Origin of the sequence: Cohnella ginsengisoli, assembly GCF_029525555.1 — a bacterium.
Classification (GTDB): Bacteria; Bacillota; Bacilli; order Paenibacillales; family Paenibacillaceae; genus Cohnella; species Cohnella ginsengisoli.
In genome coordinates this window covers 472,382-493,373 of sequence record NZ_JAPDHZ010000004.1, presented here as the reverse complement: position 1 = coordinate 493,373, position 20,992 = coordinate 472,382, and the positions used below count along the sequence as shown (strand labels likewise).

Sequence of the window (20,992 nt, the reverse complement as noted above, 5' to 3'; positions counted from 1 at the left end):
CTTCTAATAGTGAACATAAATACCTCCTTAAAAAGATTCATTCGCTTTTTTCGAAAGCGCTAATGCTTATTGGAAAAAAACAACCTGCTTCGACGATTAAGCCCCCCTCCATTCAAACTTTTCCCTGACAAAACGAATTATAATATCATCCCCAAAAGAAAGGAGAGTGGCAGGACCACTCTCCAGGGACACTTATTCACTTTTCAGGCATTCATGAACATTAATCGGAGCAAAATCGCGATTGCCAGTAGAAAATCCGCGTGCAGATGAAGAACGGAAACTTCTTTCGTCCGCCCGCATTCCATGCTTTAGTCAATTGACGACTTTTTTGTGATAAAATAAAGAAAATGATGCGCTCAGGAAGCGGAGAAGACGGGTTTATTCCGAACCGTACGGGGTAATTATCCTATGCTTATTTTCCCTGGCAGGAGAAAGGAGGTGTTGGCCGTGAAGCGCAACGAAGAAGACGTGCTTCTTCTCCAGGCGATGAAGGATACGCAGGACAAACGAATGTTTCAAAGGTATCAGGCCGTTTTTATGTACAAGAGCGGATATTCGGTCAAAGATATTCAAGGCGTTTCCCAGCTTAGCGAGAAGACGATATACACGTATATCCGCTCGTACGAGCAATCCGGCCTGGAGGGACTGTCCATCGGAAGCTCGCCCGGGGCGCCTCGCAAACTCACGGCAGAGCAGGAGACCCGCTTGATCCAGCTGATTACGTCCAAGCGGCCCAGCGAACTCGCGCTTGCCGAGCAGGCCAGGTGGACGCTTAAGCTCGTATCGGCTTTGATCGAGCGCGAGTTCAACCAAACCTACACGCCTAGAGGTACGTCAAGACTGTTGCAGGATTTAGGGCTCGTATTTTCGGATACCAGAACGGCCCAGGCGCTCGGCGACAAGAAGAAAAACCGGCCCCATCGCACGATTCGCATCCCCACGATTTTTCTCGTGCACAAGCCTCAAACGGACAGCGACTCGCATCTGCGGTTCATCGAGAACACGCTGCAGCTGCATCCGACGGGACGAATCGCGCTTATGCTCGGTCCGGAAGAACGGACGGAGCCGATCTCGGAAGAAGATCTGTATGAACTTATGTACTATCATCCCGTAGGCAGACCTTGAACCGGCCTTAACCCGGCGCACTGCTCTGATATCAAGAGGTTGCCCCCGGTCGGCTTCGCGACTGCGGGACAGCCTCTTTTTGAATCGGCGATCTATCAGGGAAGCCGGCCCGCGTCGAACAGAACTTCGAGCGACTGGACGCTGTCCCACGTTTTCTGAAGCATCTCGATCGATTCCGTATCGACGGGGATCGCGCTGCCGCGATCCGGCCCTTCCTCTATCGCTTCGTCGGCAGGATTGCTCCTCGTATAGAAAATGATATGATCCGCTTCTTCGCCCTTCTCCAGGAAAATCGACTCGACCACGATATTTTCGCTTCTCATCGTCTCGTAGACGAAATCCATTTTGTTTACCTGCATATCTTTAACGAAATCTATAAATTCCTGGGTCATTCCCGGCTTGATTTTTACTTTCAGACATTGGACTTCCACGTGAATCCCACCTCTCTTTAGGAATGGCGAGCGGTTGAACGAGGTCAATCTGGTGTATTTATTTCTAGAATTAACCTTTCCCCTGCGAGATGAAACCGAGGTGCGGCGACCGGCGCCACGCGCCGATCGATCTCGTCATTAACGATTCAATCGGAGTCCGCCGTTGTCTAATACGTATAGCCCGCTAATCTTTGAATAAAAAATTTACCTATTTCCGAGCGCACTTTTTCTTATCGCAAAGCCGCTATTCAACCTTTTTTAGGGACGTCGTCTACAAACCAATAAGTTCACCTGCCGAAGTTGCACGGAACGTCGGCCCCGAATCCTCGCCCGGAAGCGTACGCGCGGTCCGGGCATCGCGTTCTATCTGCAAGCGTCAGCCGGCCGTAGGCTTGGCGGTCGTTCTATCAATCAGGAGCAAATGTGAGAGCGTCGTTCCGACGCGGCACAACGATGCTCTCCGCGGCGTTGGTCTCTACGAGACCTTTGAATCGTGCTTGCCGACCCGCACCGAAAAAACGAAAACCGTGCCGGGTTCGCCGGACGGTTCTACGCGGATGCTTCCTTCCATGAGCTCGCACAACGTTTTGCAGATCGACAGCCCTAATCCGCTGCCGCCGTACTTGCGGGGGGGTCGAGACGTCCGCTTGCGAGAACGGCAAAAACAGCCGATCGATCTCGCTTGCAGGAATGCCGATGCCGGTATCCTTCACGACGAACTCGAGCGCGATCCGGTCGTCGGTCTCTTCGAGCAGGCCCACCCGGATGCCGATGCCGCCCTTCTCCGTGAATTTTACCGCATTGCCGATCAAATTGATGAGAATTTGCTGCAGACGATTCCGGTCCCCTCGAAGAAGCTTGGGAACGTCAGGCTCGACGGCAACCGTATAGGCGAGCCGTTTTTCTCGTATTGGGGCCGTGAACAGCTTCCCGACCTGAGCCAGACAGTCCCCCCAGCAAAAAGAGCTCTTGTTCCAGCTCCATTCGGCCGGCTTCGATGCGGGACAAATCCAGGACGTCGTTGACGATTTGCATAAGCATATCCCCGTTATTAGCCATGACCTCGGCCAGCTCGGATTGTTCGGACGTCAGACCGGATTCCCGCAGCAGATCGAGCACGCCGATGACGCCGTTCAGCGGCGTGCGCACCTCGTGGCTCATATACGTTAAAAATTCCATTCTCGCCCGGGAAGTACGCTCGGCCGCTTCCTTCGCCTCGATCAACGACCGCTCCGCTTGTTTGCGGCTCGTTATATCCCGCACGGTGCAGGCCAGCAGCCCGGATTGGTCCGCGTCGCTGCCCCAATGGATCTCAGCCGGAAAGGATGTGCCGTTCTTGCGACGCGACTCTACCCCCAACAGCTTGCCGAACGGAGGAGCCAAAGGTTCGTCCGCGCCGACGGCGGAGGGGAGGAGCAGCGATACATTCAGGCCGTTCAGTTCCCCTTTGTCGTACCCGAACATGCGCGCTGAAGCGGGATTCGCTTCGAGAATGACGCCCGACGCATCGAGCACCAGCATGGCATCGATCGAGGTATCCGTCACGACGCGTGCCTGCGATTCTGGCTTCGCAGGCCGCTCCCCCTCGCGCGCGCGCAGCCGGTTCATGCGCTCAAGCTCCACCGCGCTCCTTTTTTCCGGGCATCGTGCAGACATATCAAGCCCTGAATCCTGGGTTTGAGCTCCTTCGGAATGATCGGCTTCATGAAAAAATCGATGGCGCCCAAGGAGCAGCCTGTCGCAAAACCGCCGGCATCCGCGGTTCCCGAGATGAAGACGACCGGAATATGTTCAAGGCTGCTATGTGACTTCATATGGTCGGCCGCCTCGCCGCCATTCATCCCGGACATTTGAACGTCAATCAGGATGACGGCGATCTCCTCGCGCAGCAAACAACGCAGCGCTTCGGTCCAGGAGCGTGCGCGGACGAAACGGTACGATGCCCCGTCGAGAGCGGCTTCGATCGCACGCGAATGCTCCGATTGGCCGCCGACGAACAGAATGTTCTCGAAAGAATCCCTTTCCACCTGTTCCCCTCCCCCTGCTATGTATTGGATATTCCATTTGTACGAATACCGCGCTCCTTCATCTTTGGAGCGATAGACGGTTCAAGTGTTTATTCTAAAAGTGCGTGCTAGCGCCTTTGTAGAATTAATTCCCATCTCCATATTATACGGGGTTAAGAATATAGGTTCAATGCGATATTTATTTAAGATCGAAAAGAATTGTGTAATTAATATTTACCTATCATTGAGGAGAACGAGGGTTATCCGGCAATACGCCGCCCTCGATGTACACCCTTTAACGCTGCTTCGCGTCGGCTCGCTGAAATTCAGTATGACGGCTGCGAGCATGGCCGACCCGGTTGCAGCAAGCATTAATTGCTTACGCCGACGATCGCGATCGCGGCGGATCCATTTAAATTGACCTTCGCTTTTTGGAAGCTCGCGTCAACCGTTCGCCAGCTTAAGCAGCTCTTCAACCACGATGTCCGGACGGTAGGCATGAATGTCCATCTCGCCACGGCCCCGACTATTGCTCGTGACTTCCCTGTTCATGGACCTTTTCTCTAAAGCCCACGTAGTTCGAAAAAGCACAACTTGATAAAGAAGGCGGATTCCATTTTTTCGACGCAAACAGCCTCGATCAATGCTGATCGAGGCTGGGTTACGACCTAGTAGCCCTATACTGCTTATTGAATTATACTTCGCCGCGCCGCTCTTTCGTCCCAAGATCGTCACGCCGAATCAAGCCTGGCCCAGTGGGTACAACGCATTCCGCTAATAGAAATAGAGATTCTGATTTCTCGCTTCGCGAATCCACACCTGCATAAATCCTCCCCCCGCGGTTATCCCAGGCGTAGTAAGGAATAAGAACGCACGGTCTTCCCGTCTCTTCTTGGACGGTCAGAACGGTTACGCCGCCAAGCAGATCAGAACGATAACTGGCATGGAACGGTTCATTGGCGGAGAGGGCGAAGGCGTCGTAGGTCAAATCCGGATTGTCGGCTTGCTCCGCGCAATAAACGACGGGGCCGCGCTGAACGGCGATTCGGCCGCGATCGGCTTCGACCTCCGCCCTTGCGCGCACGATCGCCACAGGCATATCCAGTTCAAGCGCGACGGAATCCCCCTGCGACCATTCGCGGTCCAGCACAAGGTATCCCCGGTCCGTCAGCGCTTCTGCACCCGAGAGACTCCTGCCGCCTATCATCAGCCTATAGCCCCTGCACCATCCGGGTACACGCAATCGTATGACGAATTTGCTCGTCCGTTCGGGATCCACTTCAAGCTCGATCCTGCCGTCCCACGGGTAATTCGTCGTTTGCTTCAGCTTGACGCGAAGCTGGCCTGCGACCTCGAATTCCGCTTCGCCATTCATGTACTGATTGACGGCGAGCCCCTCGTCCGTTCTCGCATACGCGTACTGGCCGATGGAAGGCAAATATCGTACCAGATTGGTAGGGCAGCAGGACGTGCCGAACCATTCCACGCGATGGTGGCCGCCATCCGACGCCAGCGGATTGACGTAGAAAAACTTGTCGCCGGACAGCGATATCCCTGTTAAAGCGCCGTTGTATATTTCCCGCTCCACCACATCGGCATACTTGGCATCGCCGAACAGCAGATTCATCCGATGGTTCCAGAATGCCATGGCGATCGCGGCGCAAGTCTCGCAATAGGCCGTCTCGTTCGGAAGATCGTAATCGCGGGTAAAGCCTTCATTATGCCGCGAAGGCCCGATTCCTCCCGTCACGTACATATTGCGTTCCACCGTATGCGCCCATACGCGATGCAAGGCATCGACGTAGGCGGAATCGCCGGAAGCCAGCACGACGTCCGCCATGGCCGAATAGAGATACATGGCGCGCACGGCGTGCCCGGTCACCTTCTCGATGTCCCGAACCGGAACGTCGTCCTGACAATACGCCGGTCCCCATTCTTCCTTGTCCCAGATCTCGCCTTGGCCATGGCCGCGGCCGCGCTCCTCCAGCAGCCACAGGGCGAGCTTCCAGTAACGCGCCTCCCCGGTCGCGCGGTACAGCTTGACGAGCGCCAGCTCGATCTCCTCATGCCCTTCGACCCAATGGCGCTTGCCGGGGCCGAACAGGCGATCGTAGTGGTCGGCCAACCGGCAGGCGACATCGAGCAGCTTGCGCTTGCCCGTCGCTTCGAAATAAGCGACCGCCGCTTCGATCAGATGCCCGCCGTTGTACATTTCGTGCTTTTCCATATCCGTCCACTTGCGCACGGGCGCGACCAACGTAAAGTAGGTGCACAGATAGCCGTCCGGCTCCTGAGCGCCGGCGATGAGCTCGATGATTCGGTCGATTTCCGCTTCCAACGCGGGATCCCGATTCGACATCAGCAGATAGGCCGCGCCCTCCAGCACCTTGTACACATCGGAGTCGTTGAAGTAGATCCCTTCGAATTCGCCCTCCATCAGGCCGGCGGCCTTGGCGAAGTTGGCGATGCGCCCGGTTTTCTCGCATTGGTCGAGACAGGCCTTGATCGTGACTCGGCTCAGGATGTCGAGACGCGGACGCCAGCATGCATCGTCGATTTTTACCTTCGTAAAGGGAACGCTCTGCCAATTCATCAACGGGGCTTCATCCTTTCAACCCAGTCAGCGTAATCCCTTCAAGGAAATAGCGCTGTCCCACCAGGAATACGACGACGCAGGGCAGCACGACGGCCGCCGACGCCGCCATGAGCAGATCCCACTGCGCGTTATAGGTGCCTTGAAACATCTGCAGGCCGAGCGCCAGCGTGAAGAGCCGGTCGCTTTTTTAAATAAATGAGCGGTCCCATGAAGTCGTTCCACGTTCCGAGGAAACTGAACAAGGAGACCACGATCAGCACGGAACGGCTAAGCGGCATGATGATTCTGGCGTAGATTTGAAAATAAGTAGCGCCGTCCACGAACGCCGCCTCGTCAAAATCCTTCGGGATGGTGAGATAGAATTGACGGAGCAGGAAGATATTGAAAATGCCGCCGCCGAAAAAAGACGGCACGACGAGCGGGTAATACGTGTCGTAGAAGCCGATCGTCTTCCATCCGAGGAAGCTGGGAATCAGGGTGACGGCCGCCGGCAGCATCATGCTGGACATGAGGATGCCGAATACGGCGTCCCTTCCTTTCCACCGGATCCGCGAAAATCCGAACGCCGCGATGCTGCTCGTCGCGACCGTGCCGACAAGCACGCCGGCCACGATGATGAACGTATTGGCGAAGAACGTGCCGAACGGCAACACCGTCAGCGCCCGATGGAAATTGTCCCAATGAAAAGGCTTCGGAATCCACTGCGGCGGCATGGTGAAGATTTGGGACAGATCCATGAGCGAGCTTCGCACCAGCCACACGAACGGGATGATGAACAGGGCGGAGATCGCGAAAAGGGCGATATAACCCGATGTCAGCGCAAGCCTCGATGGCCTCACGCGCGCTCCCCCCCCCTTCATAATACACCCAGGACTTCGAGGTCCTGAACACGATAAAGGTAAAAAACAGGATAATGAGGAACAGCACCCAGGCCAGCGCGGACGCATATCCCATCTCGGTATCCCGGAAAGCCGTTCTCCAGAGGTAGAACACGTAAAACAAGCTCCGGTTATTCGGTCCGCCCTGCGTCAAGATATAAGCCTCGTTGAACACCTGGAACGAACCGATGATCGCCATAATGGTGTTGAAGAAGATCGTCGGCGTGACCATCGGCAGCGTAATATGGCGCAGCTTGCTGTACCATCCGCCCCCGTCCACCTCGATCGCCTCGTAGTACTGCTTGGGAATGCCCGACAGACCCGCCAGAAAAATGATGACCGTACCGCCGATTCCCCACAGCGTGGTAAGCACGACGGACGGGATGACGCTGCTCTCCGAATACAGCCAATTGCTCGTCGGCAGATGCAGCCAGCTGAGCGCGGAATTGACCAGGCCCAGATCGGGATTGAGCAGCCACATCCAGATCATGGCCGAGGCGACCGCCGGCACGATGCTGGGCAGGTAGATGATCGTGCGGAATACGGCTCTTCCTTTGACATTCATATTCAGAAGCAGGGCGACGACGAAGGAAATGATAATGACGGCAGGCACCCGCAGAAGGACAAAGTAGAACGTAATGCCCAGCGACTGGTAGAACAAATCGTCTTTGCCCGAGAACAGCCGGGCATAGTTATCGAACCCGACGAACGAGGTGTGCGCCTTGAAGACGTTATAATCCGTCAGGCTGAGCGCCAAGCTGGCGATCATGGGACCTAACGTGAAGATGATGAACCCCAGGATGGCCGGCGATGTGAACAGCAGCCCGTAGAACAGTCCTTTTCTCATGCCTACCTCCGTTCTCCATGCTTCCCGATTGGGAAGACGACGGCTTCAGCGAAGACGCCGTCTCCCCCGCTCGCTTGCTTCTCCCCTTATTCCTTCACGTCGCGTCGGCCCTGAACCTGGGCTTGCGCCTTGGCTGCGACGGAATCGAGTGCCTGCTGAGCGGTTTGTTGGCCGAGCCATACTTTATCCAGCGCGGGATTCACGATATCCATGATCTTGTTGAAGTTCTTCACGTAACCCGTCGGCGTTTGGTGGCTGCTGTTCAAGAGAACGTCTACGACCGCATCTTTATAGCCCGAAGGCCGGGAATCGAGGTTTTCCGTCCATTTCGCGAGCAGCGCCGGGTCCGTATACCAGCTCCGATAAGCAGGCATCCAAGTTCCGGCCGTGATCAGGTCGATCGCCGCGTCCGGATCAAGCAGCGCCTTCATGAGCGCCCAGGCTTCTTTGGGATGCTTGGTCGATTTGAACATGGAGAACATCCCGGAGACGACGGTCGTCATCGGCTGCTTCAACGTCGGCAGCACGCCCACGTTGAAGTGGAACTTCGATTGGGCCAAGCCTGCGGTCGACCATTGCCCGTCGATGGCCATGGCCACTTTTTTCGTCTGGAGCGCGATATTGGTGGCCGGTATGTTCTTCGCTTGAACCGGGGAAGGCGCGACATGATAGACATTGATCAAGTCCGCCAATTGCTGAATGGCCTCTACCGCGGCCGGCTGATTCAGCGCGAAGGTCTTCCCGTTCTCGGAGACGAAGTCCCCGCCGTTGGAATAGATGAAGTTGCTGTAATTGCCCCACCACGTTCCGATGTTAACGCCATACTGCTTAATATTTTTGGGATCGAAGGCGGGATCGGCGGCATTCCTTCCCTTGGCGTCGATCGTCAGCTTCTTGGCGACGTCGACGAATTCGTCCCAGGTCCATGCTTCCGCTGCTTTGGCCGGCGGAGGCGTTAAGCCTGCGTCTTTGAAAATATCTTCGTTATAGAAAAGGCCGAACGTCTCCGGTCCCGGGCCCAGGCCGATGACATTGCCCGGTTCGAGCGAATACGTAATATTCGGGACCAGCTCTTCTTTCTTGAACGCCGGATCGGACGAGAGGAAATCCTCCAGATTGTAGAACTTGCCTTGCTCGGCCAGCGGGTAGGCGATGCTGGCGGATTCCATCTGCGCGATATCCGGCTCGTCGTTGCCCGCTACCATGGTCGTGAGTTTGGTGTCGTAGTCGGTGGGGATGTGCTGCAGTTTAACCGTGATATTCGGATATTTTTTCTCGAATTTGTCGATGGCCACCTTGTAGGCCGCCACTTCCTCGGGCGCTCCCCATACCGTCATGCGAAGCGTAACGGGTTCGTTCGATTGGTCTTCGCCGGCCGAAGCCGAGCTTGCCGCATTGGCGGGAGAAGCGGAATTGCCGCTTCCGGAGCCTCCAGAGTTTCCGGAGCCGGAGTCGGACTTCGTACACGCGGACAGAATCCCAACCAGTGCGATAAGCAGCGCGATCACAATCGAGACGGATTTCTTTTGCCGTGACATCTACCGTTCCCCTTTCGATGACAACCCCATTGAATTCATAGCTGCAGTCTATGATGTTCTCATTATAAAACGGTGTATAGCGCTTACATAACCCGAGCCAATTTGGAATGGTGGACTTCTATTGGCTGTTTACGCCGGAAGCGTGATCGTCACCTTCGTTCCGTCGCCGATCGCGGAGGAGATGACGACGCCGTACGCTTCGCCGTAGGTCATCCGGATCCGGGCAATCGTGTTCTTAATGCCAATCGACGACGATTCCCGGTATAAAATCGCGTGAACCGTGTCGCCGCTCATGCCCTTCCCGTTGTCCGCGACTTCAAAGTACCGGGTCCCTTCCTCGATCCAGCCGCGTATGCGAATCAGGCCTCCCGCTTCCGTCTGATCGAACCCGTGCAGGATGGCATTCTCCACGAACGGCTGGAAAAGAAGCCTCGGCAGCTTGTAGTCGTACAGCCTCGCATCGATCTCGTAGCTGACCGCGAATTTCTCTTCGAAGCGGACGGACATGATGTAGAAGTAGTTTTTCATCCATTCCATTTCCTCGGATAAATGAACGGCTCCCCAATCCTTCCGCGACGTATAGTGGAGCATGTTGGACAAGCAGACGAGCATTTTGCTTAATTCCTTCTGGCCGTTCTCGATGGCCGTCCAGTTCATGACGTTTAACGTATTGTATAGAAAATGCGGATTCATCTGCATGTTCAGCGCCTGGATCTCCGCTTCCTGCTCCTTTAATTTGATCTCGTAATTTTCCGAGACCAGCAGCCGAATCCGGTCGTTCATCCGATTGAATCGCTGGAGCAGGATCCCGAATTCGTCGTTCGTGCTGACGACGACCTGCGTCTGGAAGTCTCCTTCGCCCACGGACCTCATCGCGCCGAGCAGCTTCTTGATCGGATTCGTGATTTTTCCCGAGATAAAATAAGCGAATATAAGCGCGACGATTCCCAGCATGACGGCCAGAAGCGTGGTAGAGCCGCGGATGAGCGGAATGAGATTGCCGGCGAGAGCGGACTCGGGCGTCATGACGATCGACATCCATCCGGTCACTTGCGAGCGATCGAAGCAGACGATCGTATTGACGCCGTCGATCTTGATTCTTCGCGTGCCGCTTCCCGTCCGTTGAACCTGATCCACCCAATCGTCCGAATAGACTTGCGCAATTTTGCCTTTCTCGCTGCCGGCCACGATGCGATTATCCGGAGCCAGCACCAAGTAACGGGAGCCTTCGGGAATGCTTTTCTCGTACAGGGAGGTCAGCGTGTCCGCTTTGAAGCTGATCGTGAGCACGGGGCGCTCGATGCCCGGATTCAGCTTCTCCAGGGTCGTATTGTTTAAATAGGAGAAATCGAGCAGTCGCGTCGCGGTAAATAAATAGCGGAAGTCGATCGCCCCCTTCTCCAGATACGATTGATCGAACATCTCCGTGAAGTCGTAGGTGGGATACCACACCATCTTGCCCGCTGCCTTCTCCGCCGCGCGGTAAATCGCCGAACGCGTCGGGTCGCCTTGGGGCAGCGGCTGGCCGAACGTAAAATAAGACGTCCACAGCTGGTAGGCGTACACGTCGTCCACCTGCGAGAAATATCTTCGTAAAGCGTCGGACACTTGGCGATCGGCGGAGAGCAGGTCCGCTTTGTTGCCCGGATTCAAGCGGTTGAACACCCCGAACAAATCCTTGTCTACGAACAAGGCCGCGCTGTTCTGGTCGATAATCCGCAGCTTGTTGTCCATGATCTCGTTATTTTTCTTCACGATCTCGTAAACGTTCTTCTGCGCTTGTTCGGTCACGACTTGCAAGCCGGTGCGATAAAAAAAGCGTCCCCAGCACGATAAGCGGGACCGCGATCAGGAATATGTAGCTGGCCAACAGCCGAGAGCGGAATGTTCGCTTCATCCTTCTCTTCCCTTACGCGCATAAGCCGCGTGCTTATAAGCTTCCGGCGACATGCCGTTCCATTTCTTGAAGACTCGGCAGAAATACTTGGTATCCTGATAGCCGCATTCGGCGGCGATCTCGTATATTTTCATTCCGTTCCGCGCGATCAATTCCTTGGCCCGCCGCATGCGAGCCTCCGTCACGTGATCGGAGAACGTCCTTCCCGTCCGGCTCTTGATGAGCGTGCTGAAGTACGACGGGTTAAAATAAAACCGCTCGGCCACCTTCTCCAGCGTCAACTCCTCCTTGGCGTTCTCTTGAATCCATCTCAGGCACTCGTCGACGACCTTCTCGCTTTTATCGGATTGGGGCTGCCTGATCGCATGGTGTACGTCCCGCAGCCGAGCCTCCAGAACCGTCATGAGCTCCGTAAAGGTGCGGCACGCCGGAACCTCGTTCAAAGCCGCCGACGCGATAACGCTTCCAACTTGCCGGTCGACATAACCGCGAATTCTGCTCTTCACTTTGATCAGGGTCAGCGCGGCGTATTCCTTGATCCGCTTCGGGTCCGCATGACCGCCGGCGGCAAGCCGATCGAATGCCGACCGGCACATCTCGACGGCCTCTTCCGCATCCTTCCCTTGCAGAGCGGCGAACAGCTTCTCTCCGTCCAGAACAAGGGGATCGTCGGCGGGAAGGCGTTCATCGTGGAACAGGATGCCGTTCCAACAAGGATGGAAATGATAACGGCCGGCCGTTTGGGCTGCCCGATAAGCCGCAGGCGCTTCCGTCCAGAAAGATCGGCAATCCGGGCCGATCCCGTGGGTGAGACGTCCGTGCCCGGCCCACTCCGCGCCCAGTGTGTCTGCCATCCGGCGAATCTCAGCCTTCCTCTCCGGGGTAAGCCGCGGGGTTCGGATGAGGGTAGCGGCTTGGCAGACGCCCTCCTGAGGCGCTTCGATCAAGATCGTATGCGCTTCGCCGAATTCCGCCCACGCCTGCTCCAGGCGGCGCAGCCAAGCCGCGGAATCGAATGGCGCCCTGCTGTCCGCATCGATCCGTAATTCCGAGACCGCTACGATTCCTCCTCCCTGTATCCACGCCGACGACTCGATTTCTTTGCGTTCCAGGTCCGTTAAGCTTCCATTTAACCAAGACAGCAGGAGATGGTTGCGGTAGGCGGAGGAAGCGAGGCTCAGCCGTTGCTTTAACGCTTCCGTCTCCGAATGCTCCCTGGACTCCGCCGCAAGCTGCTCCTCGATGCGGCGAAGCACGAACTCGACCTTCTCTGCCTCCACCGGCTTCAAGATATAATCGCAGGCCCCGTGACGAATCGCGGTCTGCGCGTATTCAAACAGATTATACGCCGAGATCATGACCACCTTGGTCCGACGGCGTTCGTCCTGCAGGATCTTCAGAAAAGACAGACCGTCCAGATTGGGCATCCGGATATCGCTTAGCACGGCATCCGGCGTTTCGGACCTGACGAGTTCCAGGGCGCTTGCCCCGTCTTTGGCGACGAGAACCTCGTCTTCGGGCCGCAGGTTGCGGATCAAACTCTCCATTCCTCTGCGATGTCTCGGCTCGTCGTCCACGACTAGTATTTTCATCGCGCTCAGCCCCCTGGTAGACGAATAGAAAAAAAGCCCCTTCTTACGAACAGGCGGCTAATTTATTTAATACGATTAAAAGTCCTTAAAAGAGGTGCCCATCCCTTTCTATTATAGACGGGTCATGGGCCTGTCGAAAGCGGATTATCATTGGATAGGTGGACTTTGATTGGATTGCGGCCATTCTACCCCCCCCCCCCCATGTTGCCCCATAATTATGCGTCGCTGTTATCGTTCGGCAAATTAAACGTAAAAAAAGCCTCGAAAAATGCTGATCGAGGCTATCTTCTCGTCCTCCTTCCTTCTTCTTCATGTATTTTGTGCGGTAGTCGTCGTCAACGTCGCCAAGGAAGAAGACGCAGCTCGTACGGCGGCTGGACGGCTTACTGATCCGATCTTTGGCTATGCGCGAAAATGGAAAAGGCAGAGGGCGGCGCCCAGGCGGCGCCCCTCTGCCTTTTTTAATCCCCTTGCCCCCCCGGCGCCGCCGTGCTCTGCCGAACGATGAGCCTGGGCTCGAGCGGCGTGAGCTTCCTCGCCGCGGCGCCTCCCATCAGCTCGCGGAGCACGCGCACGGCGGTTCGCCCGAGCTCCCCCGCCTGCTGCGACACCGTCGTCAGCTCGGGGATGACGTGGCGCGCCAGCAAAATGTCGTCGAAGCCGACGACGGACATGTCGGACGGCACGTTCAGCCCGTGCTCGGCCGCCGTCTTGATCGCGCCGATCGCGGTGAAGTCGTTCACGCAGCATACCGCCGTGGGCAGGTCGCGAAGCGACAGCAGCCGATTCATCTGCTCGCGGCCGGCATCGGCGGAGAAGCCGCCGGGAATCGTCCAGGCGTCGCGCACGGCCAGCCCCGCTTCCTTCATGGTCCGGCGGAAGGAACGAACCTTCACCGCCGTCGTCGACATGTGCCGGGCGCCGCCAAGAAACCCGATGCGCGTATGCCCAAGCCCGATCAGATGGCGCACGGCCAGCGTCGTGCCTGCCGCCTCGTCCGTGGCGACGCGCGTCAAGCCGGCATCCTTGACGTCTCCGTTCACCAGTACGAGGGGAATGCTGCGCGCATGCTCGGCGAGCTCGCGGGCGAGCGCAGGATCGCAGGATCTGAGATTCACGCGGCCGCCCATGAACAGGATGCCGTCCACCCGTTTTTCCCGCATTAAGTTGAGAAAATGCGATTCCCTGCCGTAATCCCCAAGCGTGTTGCAAAGAAAAAAGGTATGTCCGGACGCAAGTCCCTCCTGCTCGATCCCGGAAAATACCTCGGGGAAAAACGGATTCGTGATATCGGGCAATATAACGCCGATGATGCCCGTCTCTCTTTTCGTCAGACTGCGCGCCACGGCGTTGGGCTGGAATTGATGCTTGTGCATGATCGCCTCGATCTTCGCGCGCGTCGTCCGGCTGACGGGCGCCGAACCGTTCAAGACGCGGGACACGGTCGCCACGGACACCTGGGCTTCTTCGGCGATATCGTACACCGTCACTTGCTGCTTCATTGAACCTTTCCTTTCCCTTCTTTCCTCCGGCGAATGTTCGCGCAGGGTTCTATGCGGCTCCGCTTCGATCATTCCTTTTGGCGGAAGGCCGTTACCGTCTCTCCCGTAACCTCCTTGAACACTTTGCAAAAATAAGAAGCATCGTGATAGCCCACCTTGCCGGCAACCTCGTACACCTTCAGCTGCAAATCCCGCAGCAGGCGCTTCGCTACCTCCATGCGGACCCGATTCACGTATTCGGTCACGCGCAGCCCGGTCTCGCTGCGGAACAGATTGGACAAATAATTCGCGCTGAAGCCCAATTCGCCTGACAGGCGGGCGACGGAGATGTCCTCCGCGTAGTGACTTCGGATATACGCGATCGCCTGCCGAATCTCTTTGCGGTTTGCCGGCACCGCCTCGGACTCGGGGAATCGTTCGCGGCAGAACGCGGCGAAATCCGCCTCCATGCGCCGGATCGGATCGAGCCGGTCGATGCTGCCCGAGAGCGCGGACCACCAGTCCGGCACGGCATGCGCGGCCGGATCGGCGTGGTGATAGAGCGAAGCGTACAGGTCGACGAGCTGCCGCTGAAGTACCGCCTTCGCGGGCTTCGCGCGGGACAGCAGGCCGAATTGGCAGGCCGCGGCCGCGGCCATGTCTTCGCCCGATCCCGACCGCACCGCGGCTTGCCAGCGCCGGGCCGCCTCCTCCGTCTCCGCTTCCGGATTCGCGGGGGCCGGCGGCGGAAGCTCCGCTTCGAATAAGCGGCCCCAGCCTTCGTACACGGCAAGGAACAGCGCCCGCTCCGCTTCCTCGTACGCCTCGCGAAGTCCGTACAGACCCGCGCTGCCCCGGCCCGCGGCGATCGCGGCCGCCCTCGAGCAGCGGTCTTCGCCCTGACCGAGCCAGCGTCCCGCCAGCTCCCTCGCCGCCCGGCCGCTCCCGCAGCCTCGCGCGCCGTCGTCGGGCATGCCTATCACGAGCGCCAGCCTGCCGGATCGAATCGGGATCGCAAGCGTCCTTCCGCATTCGAGCTCGGCAGCCCCGTGCCGGGCTTCCTGCTGGATCCTATCGCCGTCCATCTCCTCGCATTCCCGCGACGCCAGAAGGATGAGCCTGTATTCGGCCGCGGGCAGCAGCTCGGTCAAGCCGTCATCCGCGGCGGGATGGGCATTCGCCTCTCCGGTCATCCACTGCTTCAGACGTGCGGCCTGCGCTTCCGACCGGTTCGACCGCTCCTCTTTCCTGCTGGTCCGGAGCCTGCTCAGCTTCTCTTTGACTTGGCCCAACATCGCGACCATCGTATCCGGCTCCATCTCCTGCTTGAGCAAGTAGTCATCGGCGCCGAGCTTCAGCGAATCCTTCACGAATTGAAAATCGTCGTAGGAGCTGAGCATGACGATCACCGTGTCCTCGCCTCTTTCGTTAACGGCCTTCACTAAGTCGATGCCGTTCATCTCCGGCATGCTGACGTCGGTCAGAATCAGATCGAACCGCTGCGCCGCCATCTTCTCCAGCGCTTGCTTGCCGTTGACCGCCTCCGCCGCGATCCTGAAGCCGCTGCGCTCCCAATCGATCAGCGTCCGTATCGCGTGCCGATAGACGGCGTTGTCTTCTACGATCATCGCCTGGTAACGGCTCAAACAGCATCCTCCTCCCGCCGGTAGGGCAATGTCAGATAGATCGTCGTGCCGCGGCCGGGCGCCGTGTTGAACGATAACCCGTATCGCTCGCCGCACAGCGTGCGGATGCGCTCGTGCACATGGCGGACGCCGATGCCGTTGAGGCCCGGGTATCGCCGCTCCCTGTCCGCCGAGAGCAAGGTCGCCGCGTAGTCCGGCTCCATGCCGATGCCGTTGTCCGCGACCGCGATCCGCAGATCCGGTCCGACGCGCTCCGCGGCGATGCGGATGCGTCCGGTGCCCTTCGATATTTCCAGGCCGTGCATGATCGCATTCTCCACCAGCGGCTGCAGAATGAAACCGGGCACGAGCGCGTCCAGCAGGGCGCCGCCCACGTCATAGCGGATCTCGAACGCATCGCCAAGCCCGATCTTCTGCAGATGCACGTAATCCCGTACGTTGGCCAGCTCCGTCTCAAGACGCTCCAGTCCGCCGGAATGGCGGATCGACGACTTCAACAGCCCGGTCAGCGCGCTCACCATCGACTCGATCTCCTCCTGGCCCCGGCTGCGGGCGAACCAGCGGATCGTCCCGAGCGCGTTGTACAAAAAATGCGGGTTGATCCTGGACAGCAGTACCGTGTATTCAGCCCGCTGCGTGGCGAGCCGCTCCTCGGACACGCGGACGACCAGCTCGTTGATCCGCGACACCATCATATTGAATCTCACGGCGAGCATGCCGATCTCGTCTCGCCCGGCGGGCTTCGCCTTGACGCTCAGATCGCCGTCCTCTACCTTCCTCATCGTACGCTCCAGCAGCTTGATGTCTCTCGTCGTGCCCGCGGAAAACCAGAACGCGACCGCCATCGCGATAAAGATGAACAATACGCATATGAAGACGATGATCGTTTCCAGAATGCGCGTCCCCTCCAGAAGCCGGGAGAGCGGGATGAAGCACAGGACACTCCATCCGGTGTCCGAGGATTGAAACCGCATGAGCAGCGACTGCATGCCGCCGATCCTGACCGTTTGCCCATCCGCAACCCCGTAGCGCGAACCTTCTTCCGGCACCCGCAGCGCCTCGGATTCCGCGTCCGGGCTGCCCTTATAGAGCGGCTCCCCCGTTTTCGTTCAGAATGAACAGATTGTCCGCCTGGATGATGGAGCCGTCGGAGAGCAGACTTTTGAAGTAGGCTTTGTCGAGATGGAAGACGATGACCCCGAAGCTTCGGTTGACCTGATTGATGTCGAGATAATATCGGGAGAGCGCCACTTCGTCCGTGCCGTGCAGCGAAGCGGACCAATAGATGCCCGTCCCGGCATCCGCAAGCTTCATTCGCGCGGATTCGGCGATCGCCCTCGCGATCCTCTCGTTCAGGTCTCCGGCGGCTGCGGCCGGTCGCTGCCACCAATATAGCCGCCCTTGCTCGTTCATGATCGTAATGGAATTGATAAAAGGATTGTTGTTGCCGTATTGATAGAGCAGTCCGGCGACGCGGTTGAAGTCGAGCGCGTACCGGTCCTCTCCGGCCTGCGCTTCCTGCTCCGACACGATGTGCGTGAGCAGCTTGTCGTTCAAGAGGAACAGCGTCGAGGAGACGAAGTCCTTCACGTGGTTATCCACGTTCTTGGAATATTGGTCGATCACGTGTCGGGTCAGTTCCCGCGTATTCGCTTCGATAAAGTAGCGCGAGGCAAGCGTGGCCGCGGTGCCGATCGACAGCGCCAGCATCAGGATGATGACCATATTGGAGAGCAGAATCTTCCTGCGAATGCGCATATCGCGCAGTCGTCTCATCGGATTCAGCCGTTCATGAAGACGTCGCATCGCCGCCAATCATCCTCCCTTCGCGCCCGCCCGCGGGCGGATCCGGTCGAACGCCGCGTCGAGCTGGGCGATGCATCGGTCGACGTCGTGCCGCGGGTCGCCCAGCAGGCCGATCAGTTCGTTGCGGAACGCTTCGACGAGCTCGACGTTCACGAATTCGGGATAGAAGGCGGAATAATCAAGCACGCGACCGGCCTGAATGTATTCGCGATCCAGCTCCTCGTACGCCGGATCGAAGTCGAGCTTCGCGTTCGGCGCGATCGATATCCCTTTCTTGTTGTCCTGCATGACCGCGGCCATCTGTGCCGAAGAGAAGTACCGCACGAGCGAGATCGCTTCATCCGCGTGCCGGGATTTTGGATTGACGACGAAGCCCCCGGTCGTCTTCATCGCGAACTTCGACGAAGACGCGTCGTTCGTCGAAGGGAACGCGAACATGCCGATATCCGCGTCCGGCTTGAACGATCGGACGCCGTCCACCGTCCAGCTTCCGTTCAGGATCATGGCTGCTTCGCCGCTGGCGAGCAGCTCGAGCGCTTCGTTCCAGTTCGTGCCGAACGGGTCGTCGCCGGTATAGGGGAACCGGTCCGCCAGCCTCCGAAGGACATTCTTGAAGTTGCCCTTGTCGTCGGCGAACGAAGCCCTGCCGGCTTCGACATCCTCGATCCAGGTCGGCGCGCGGATGCCGGACGCGATCAAGTCCGGCTGAATGTCCAGATTTAGCGTCCACATGTCCTGGTAACCGGCCGCGATCGGCTGGATGCCGGCCTGCTCGAGCTTGCGGCAGGCCGCGAGGAACGCGTCCCATGTCCGCGGGATGTCGCCGATGCCCGCCTTGGCGAACGCGGCGCGGTTGTAGAACACGCCGACGCCGTTGCGGTCGAACGGCACGGCCCACACTTTGCCGTCCTTGCCCTCCACGCCGCCGAGCAGCTTCGGATCGATCCCGGTCAATGCCGGATTCCCCGTCATGTCCATCGCGTATCCCGCATCGATGAACTCCTGAAGCATCTGGATGTTGTCCGTCATGTAGATGTCGGGCATCCGCTCGACGGCCGCCAGGTTGTGCAGCGTATTGGCGTACGTATCCCCGTCTTCCGATATCACCTCGACCGTTACGTTTGGATGCGCTTCCATATATTTGCGCGTGCCGATCTCGAGCCACTTGCGGGCCCCTTCTTCGCGAAAATGATGGTACCATGTCAGCTTGACGGCCGGCGCCTCGGCCCCGGGCGAAGCCCGCTGCTCGGACCGCGCGATATAGCTCCATATCGCCCAGGCGAACGCGCCCGCCGACAGCAACGCGCACAATGCGACGAGCCATCCTCTCGATCTCATCCGATATACCGGCCTCCCTTTCGCAGCAGATGCGCCCAGTATAGCACACGCCGGCCGTCTTCAAATACGTCCCAAGCGGAAAATGCCGCCCTGGAATTCAAGCGGCATTTCCCCCCGGCGACTCTCGAAGCGGTCAGCCTTGCATTTGCTGCTTATAGGCGTCCAGCTGCTTTTGCAGCTCGGCCTTGACCTTGTCGTAGCCGGCCGCCTTCAGCTTGGACTTGAACGCCTCCACCGCTTTAGCCGGATCGCCGGCCTTGCCGAACGCGATCGACGGACCCATCTCGCCCGTGACCTGCGAGATCGCGGTCAGCTCGGCGTCCACCGGCGTCTTGTCGAAGACGAATTGGCCGTACGGATAAGGATGCTTGATCTTGTCGTACTCGGCGTAGAGCGTCGTCGGCAGCTGATCCCATACCGTGCTGCTCGGAATCTCAAGCTTGTCGTTGCGGCCGCCCCAGAAGTCGGAATAGAACTCGTTTTTCTTCGGATCGTAGCCGGCCGGCAGCACGCGTTTGCCGTCCTTGATCTCGTACTGGACGCCTTCGATGCCGTAATTCAGCAGACGGTAGATTTGCTCGTCGTTGCGGATCAGGTCGTAGGCCATGAGCGCGCGCTCCGGATTTTTGCTGTGGGCGCCGAGCGACGTGCCGCCGTGCGTGATCGATAGCTCCAGCAGGTTGCCGCTCGTCCTTGCGAACGGATACATCTGCAGCTCGGAGCCCGGCTGCTCGCGGTCCATGTCGACGCGAAGCGTGCCGAACGTCTGCGTATGGTGCTGATCCAGCCCCGTCAGCCCGCCCTTCAGCAGCGTGCGCGTGTCTCCCTTGTAGTTGAGCACGTCCTCCCGCCAGAAGCCTTTGTCCGCCCAAGACTTCATCTTGGTCGCGTAGTTCAGCATCGTATCCTCGTCGAAGATCGGGCTGACGACCGTGTACGGATCGTCGACGCTCTCGGTGGCGAATACCGGCAGCCATCCGGTCGAGATCGGCAGCTCCAGCTCCTGCGTATACGAATTGACCCATCCGCCGAACGTGCTGACCCCGGCCGTAGCGTCCCAAGGGATGACGTTCTTCTTGTTGTCCTTGATGTATTGCAGGTACTTCTCGATGCCGTCCCAATCCTTGACCGGCCCGGTAATGCCCGCCTCCTTGGCCCAGTCGCCGCGGTAGAAGAAGCCGTGGTTGACCCATTGCGTGTATGCGTTTTCTGGAATGAGCACGATCTTGCCCTTGTACTTGCTCTCGGCCCAATCTTCCTGCGGGATCGATTCCCACGTCTGCGGCGCGTACTTCGGCAGCAGGTCGTCCAGGTTCATGAACGCGCCCCGCTGCGCGTTGCCCCACGTGTCGAGCCAGTCGGTGCCGATCGTGATCAAGTCGACCGGGTCTCCGGAAGCCAGCAGCAGATTGTACTTCGTCTGCCAGTCCGCCCACTCGACCCATTTCCATTCCAGCTCCGCGTTGATCTTCTGCTTCATGAGCTTGTTGATCTCGGCGAGCGCGGCGTCGAACTGGCCGTTCTTCGGCTTGTCGCCTAATATGACGTAGCTGATCTTGACGAACTTGGACGTGTCCGCCGCGCCTGCGGCCTGGGATGCCGATGCCGAAGCCGTTGTCGTTGCGCCTGCGTTATTGCCGTCTGCGCCGGGACTCGCTTCCTTGTCATTGCCGTTCCCCCCCGCTGCACGCCGCCAGGCCCGCGGCGAGCGTTAGCGCCGGTACGATAGCGCCGAGCTTTTTAACTTTGATCATGGTATTGCCTCCCCCTTCGTTATAAATGGACGGCTTGCGAATCGCTGCTATGTGAAG

At 58.2% G+C, this 20,992-nt stretch carries 15 protein-coding genes and 2 pseudogenes; 1 reads left to right on the top strand and 16 read right to left on the bottom strand.

The window, feature by feature from the left end; all coding sequences use genetic code 11:
- Positions 1–447: 447 nt before the first annotated feature.
- Positions 448–1,125 (top strand): helix-turn-helix domain-containing protein, encoded by a 678-nt coding sequence (locus tag OMP38_RS23300; RefSeq protein WP_277567217.1) that lies wholly within the window; start codon positions 448–450, stop codon positions 1,123–1,125.
- Positions 1,126–1,220: 95 nt separating this feature from the next.
- Here the strand turns inward: OMP38_RS23300 and OMP38_RS23295 are convergent, their stop codons facing one another.
- From OMP38_RS23295 to OMP38_RS23220, 16 genes and pseudogenes are all read right to left on the bottom strand, one after another.
- Complete coding sequence (locus OMP38_RS23295) at positions 1,221–1,556, bottom strand: DUF6176 family protein (protein ID WP_277567216.1); 336 nt, start codon at positions 1,554–1,556, stop codon at positions 1,221–1,223.
- Positions 1,557–1,963: 407 nt separating this feature from the next.
- Complete coding sequence (locus tag OMP38_RS36665) at positions 1,964–2,467, bottom strand: ATP-binding protein (RefSeq protein ID WP_277567635.1); 504 nt, start codon at positions 2,465–2,467, stop codon at positions 1,964–1,966.
- Entirely contained in the window at positions 2,424–3,164 is a 741-nt protein-coding gene (locus OMP38_RS23285) for a histidine kinase dimerization/phospho-acceptor domain-containing protein (RefSeq protein ID WP_277567215.1), read from the bottom strand. The genes OMP38_RS36665 and OMP38_RS23285 overlap by 44 nt, the downstream gene beginning before the upstream one ends.
- Positions 3,161–3,583 carry a response regulator gene (locus tag OMP38_RS23280; protein WP_277567214.1) on the bottom strand — a complete coding sequence of 141 codons (423 nt, stop codon included), beginning with the start codon at positions 3,581–3,583 and terminating at the stop codon, positions 3,161–3,163. Before OMP38_RS23280 ends, OMP38_RS23285 begins: the two co-directional genes overlap by 4 nt.
- A gap of 673 nt (positions 3,584–4,256) precedes the next feature.
- The gene (locus OMP38_RS23275; RefSeq protein ID WP_277567634.1) at positions 4,257–6,155 is read right to left on the bottom strand and encodes a glycoside hydrolase family 127 protein; all 1,899 of its coding nucleotides are present in this window, start codon (positions 6,153–6,155) and stop codon (positions 4,257–4,259) included.
- A 10-nt stretch (positions 6,156–6,165) separates the two neighbouring features.
- Positions 6,166–7,018, bottom strand: a pseudogene (locus OMP38_RS23270) (carbohydrate ABC transporter permease).
- Positions 7,005–7,883 (bottom strand): annotated as a pseudogene (locus OMP38_RS23265) (carbohydrate ABC transporter permease); the annotation flags it as partial. The pseudogenes OMP38_RS23270 and OMP38_RS23265, both read right to left, overlap by 14 nt.
- Positions 7,884–7,969: 86 nt before the next feature.
- Positions 7,970–9,421: an ABC transporter substrate-binding protein gene (locus tag OMP38_RS23260; RefSeq protein ID WP_277567213.1), complete on the bottom strand. Its 1,452-nt coding sequence runs from the start codon at positions 9,419–9,421 to the stop codon at positions 7,970–7,972.
- Between the two features lie 129 nt (positions 9,422–9,550).
- Positions 9,551–11,212 (bottom strand): cache domain-containing sensor histidine kinase, encoded by a 1,662-nt coding sequence (locus OMP38_RS23255; protein WP_277567212.1) that lies wholly within the window; start codon positions 11,210–11,212, stop codon positions 9,551–9,553.
- Positions 11,213–11,314: 102 nt separating this feature from the next.
- On the bottom strand, positions 11,315–12,910 hold the full coding sequence (locus OMP38_RS23250; protein ID WP_277567211.1) for a response regulator transcription factor: 1,596 nt from the start codon (positions 12,908–12,910) through the stop codon (positions 11,315–11,317).
- 461 nt (positions 12,911–13,371) lie between these two features.
- The gene (locus OMP38_RS23245) at positions 13,372–14,412 is read right to left on the bottom strand and encodes a LacI family DNA-binding transcriptional regulator (RefSeq protein WP_277567210.1); all 1,041 of its coding nucleotides are present in this window, start codon (positions 14,410–14,412) and stop codon (positions 13,372–13,374) included.
- A 68-nt stretch (positions 14,413–14,480) separates the two neighbouring features.
- Positions 14,481–16,037, bottom strand: coding sequence for a response regulator (locus OMP38_RS23240; protein WP_277567209.1), 1,557 nt, complete (start codon positions 16,035–16,037; stop codon positions 14,481–14,483).
- Positions 16,034–17,086, bottom strand: coding sequence for a sensor histidine kinase (locus OMP38_RS23235; RefSeq protein ID WP_277567208.1), 1,053 nt, complete (start codon positions 17,084–17,086; stop codon positions 16,034–16,036). Before OMP38_RS23235 ends, OMP38_RS23240 begins: the two co-directional genes overlap by 4 nt.
- Before the next feature lie 34 nt (positions 17,087–17,120).
- Positions 17,121–17,843, bottom strand: coding sequence for a hypothetical protein (locus OMP38_RS23230; RefSeq protein ID WP_277567207.1), 723 nt, complete (start codon positions 17,841–17,843; stop codon positions 17,121–17,123).
- Between the two features lie 9 nt (positions 17,844–17,852).
- Positions 17,853–19,181 (bottom strand): ABC transporter substrate-binding protein, encoded by a 1,329-nt coding sequence (locus tag OMP38_RS23225; protein ID WP_277567206.1) that lies wholly within the window; start codon positions 19,179–19,181, stop codon positions 17,853–17,855.
- Positions 19,182–19,314: 133 nt separating this feature from the next.
- Positions 19,315–20,661 (bottom strand): ABC transporter substrate-binding protein, encoded by a 1,347-nt coding sequence (locus OMP38_RS23220; protein ID WP_338130619.1) that lies wholly within the window; start codon positions 20,659–20,661, stop codon positions 19,315–19,317.
- Between the last annotated feature and the right edge of the window lie 331 nt (positions 20,662–20,992).

What these genes read in the sequence shown, in the direction of transcription:
- OMP38_RS23230 (WP_277567207.1), bottom strand. Translation starts at nt 17,843, where the DNA reads ATGCGACGTCTTCATGAACGGCTGAATCCGATGAGACGACTGCGCGAT.
- OMP38_RS23260 (WP_277567213.1), bottom strand. Translation starts at nt 9,421, where the DNA reads ATGTCACGGCAAAAGAAATCCGTCTCGATTGTGATCGCGCTGCTTATC.
- OMP38_RS23250 (WP_277567211.1), bottom strand. Translation starts at nt 12,910, where the DNA reads ATGAAAATACTAGTCGTGGACGACGAGCCGAGACATCGCAGAGGAATG.
- OMP38_RS23285 (WP_277567215.1), bottom strand. Translation starts at nt 3,164, where the DNA reads ATGAACCGGCTGCGCGCGCGCGAGGGGGAGCGGCCTGCGAAGCCAGAA.
- OMP38_RS23275 (WP_277567634.1), bottom strand. Translation starts at nt 6,155, where the DNA reads ATGAATTGGCAGAGCGTTCCCTTTACGAAGGTAAAAATCGACGATGCA.
- OMP38_RS23220 (WP_338130619.1), bottom strand. Translation starts at nt 20,661, where the DNA reads ATGAAGCAGAAGATCAACGCGGAGCTGGAATGGAAATGGGTCGAGTGG.
- OMP38_RS23225 (WP_277567206.1), bottom strand. Translation starts at nt 19,181, where the DNA reads ATGAGATCGAGAGGATGGCTCGTCGCATTGTGCGCGTTGCTGTCGGCG.
- OMP38_RS23245 (WP_277567210.1), bottom strand. Translation starts at nt 14,412, where the DNA reads ATGAAGCAGCAAGTGACGGTGTACGATATCGCCGAAGAAGCCCAGGTG.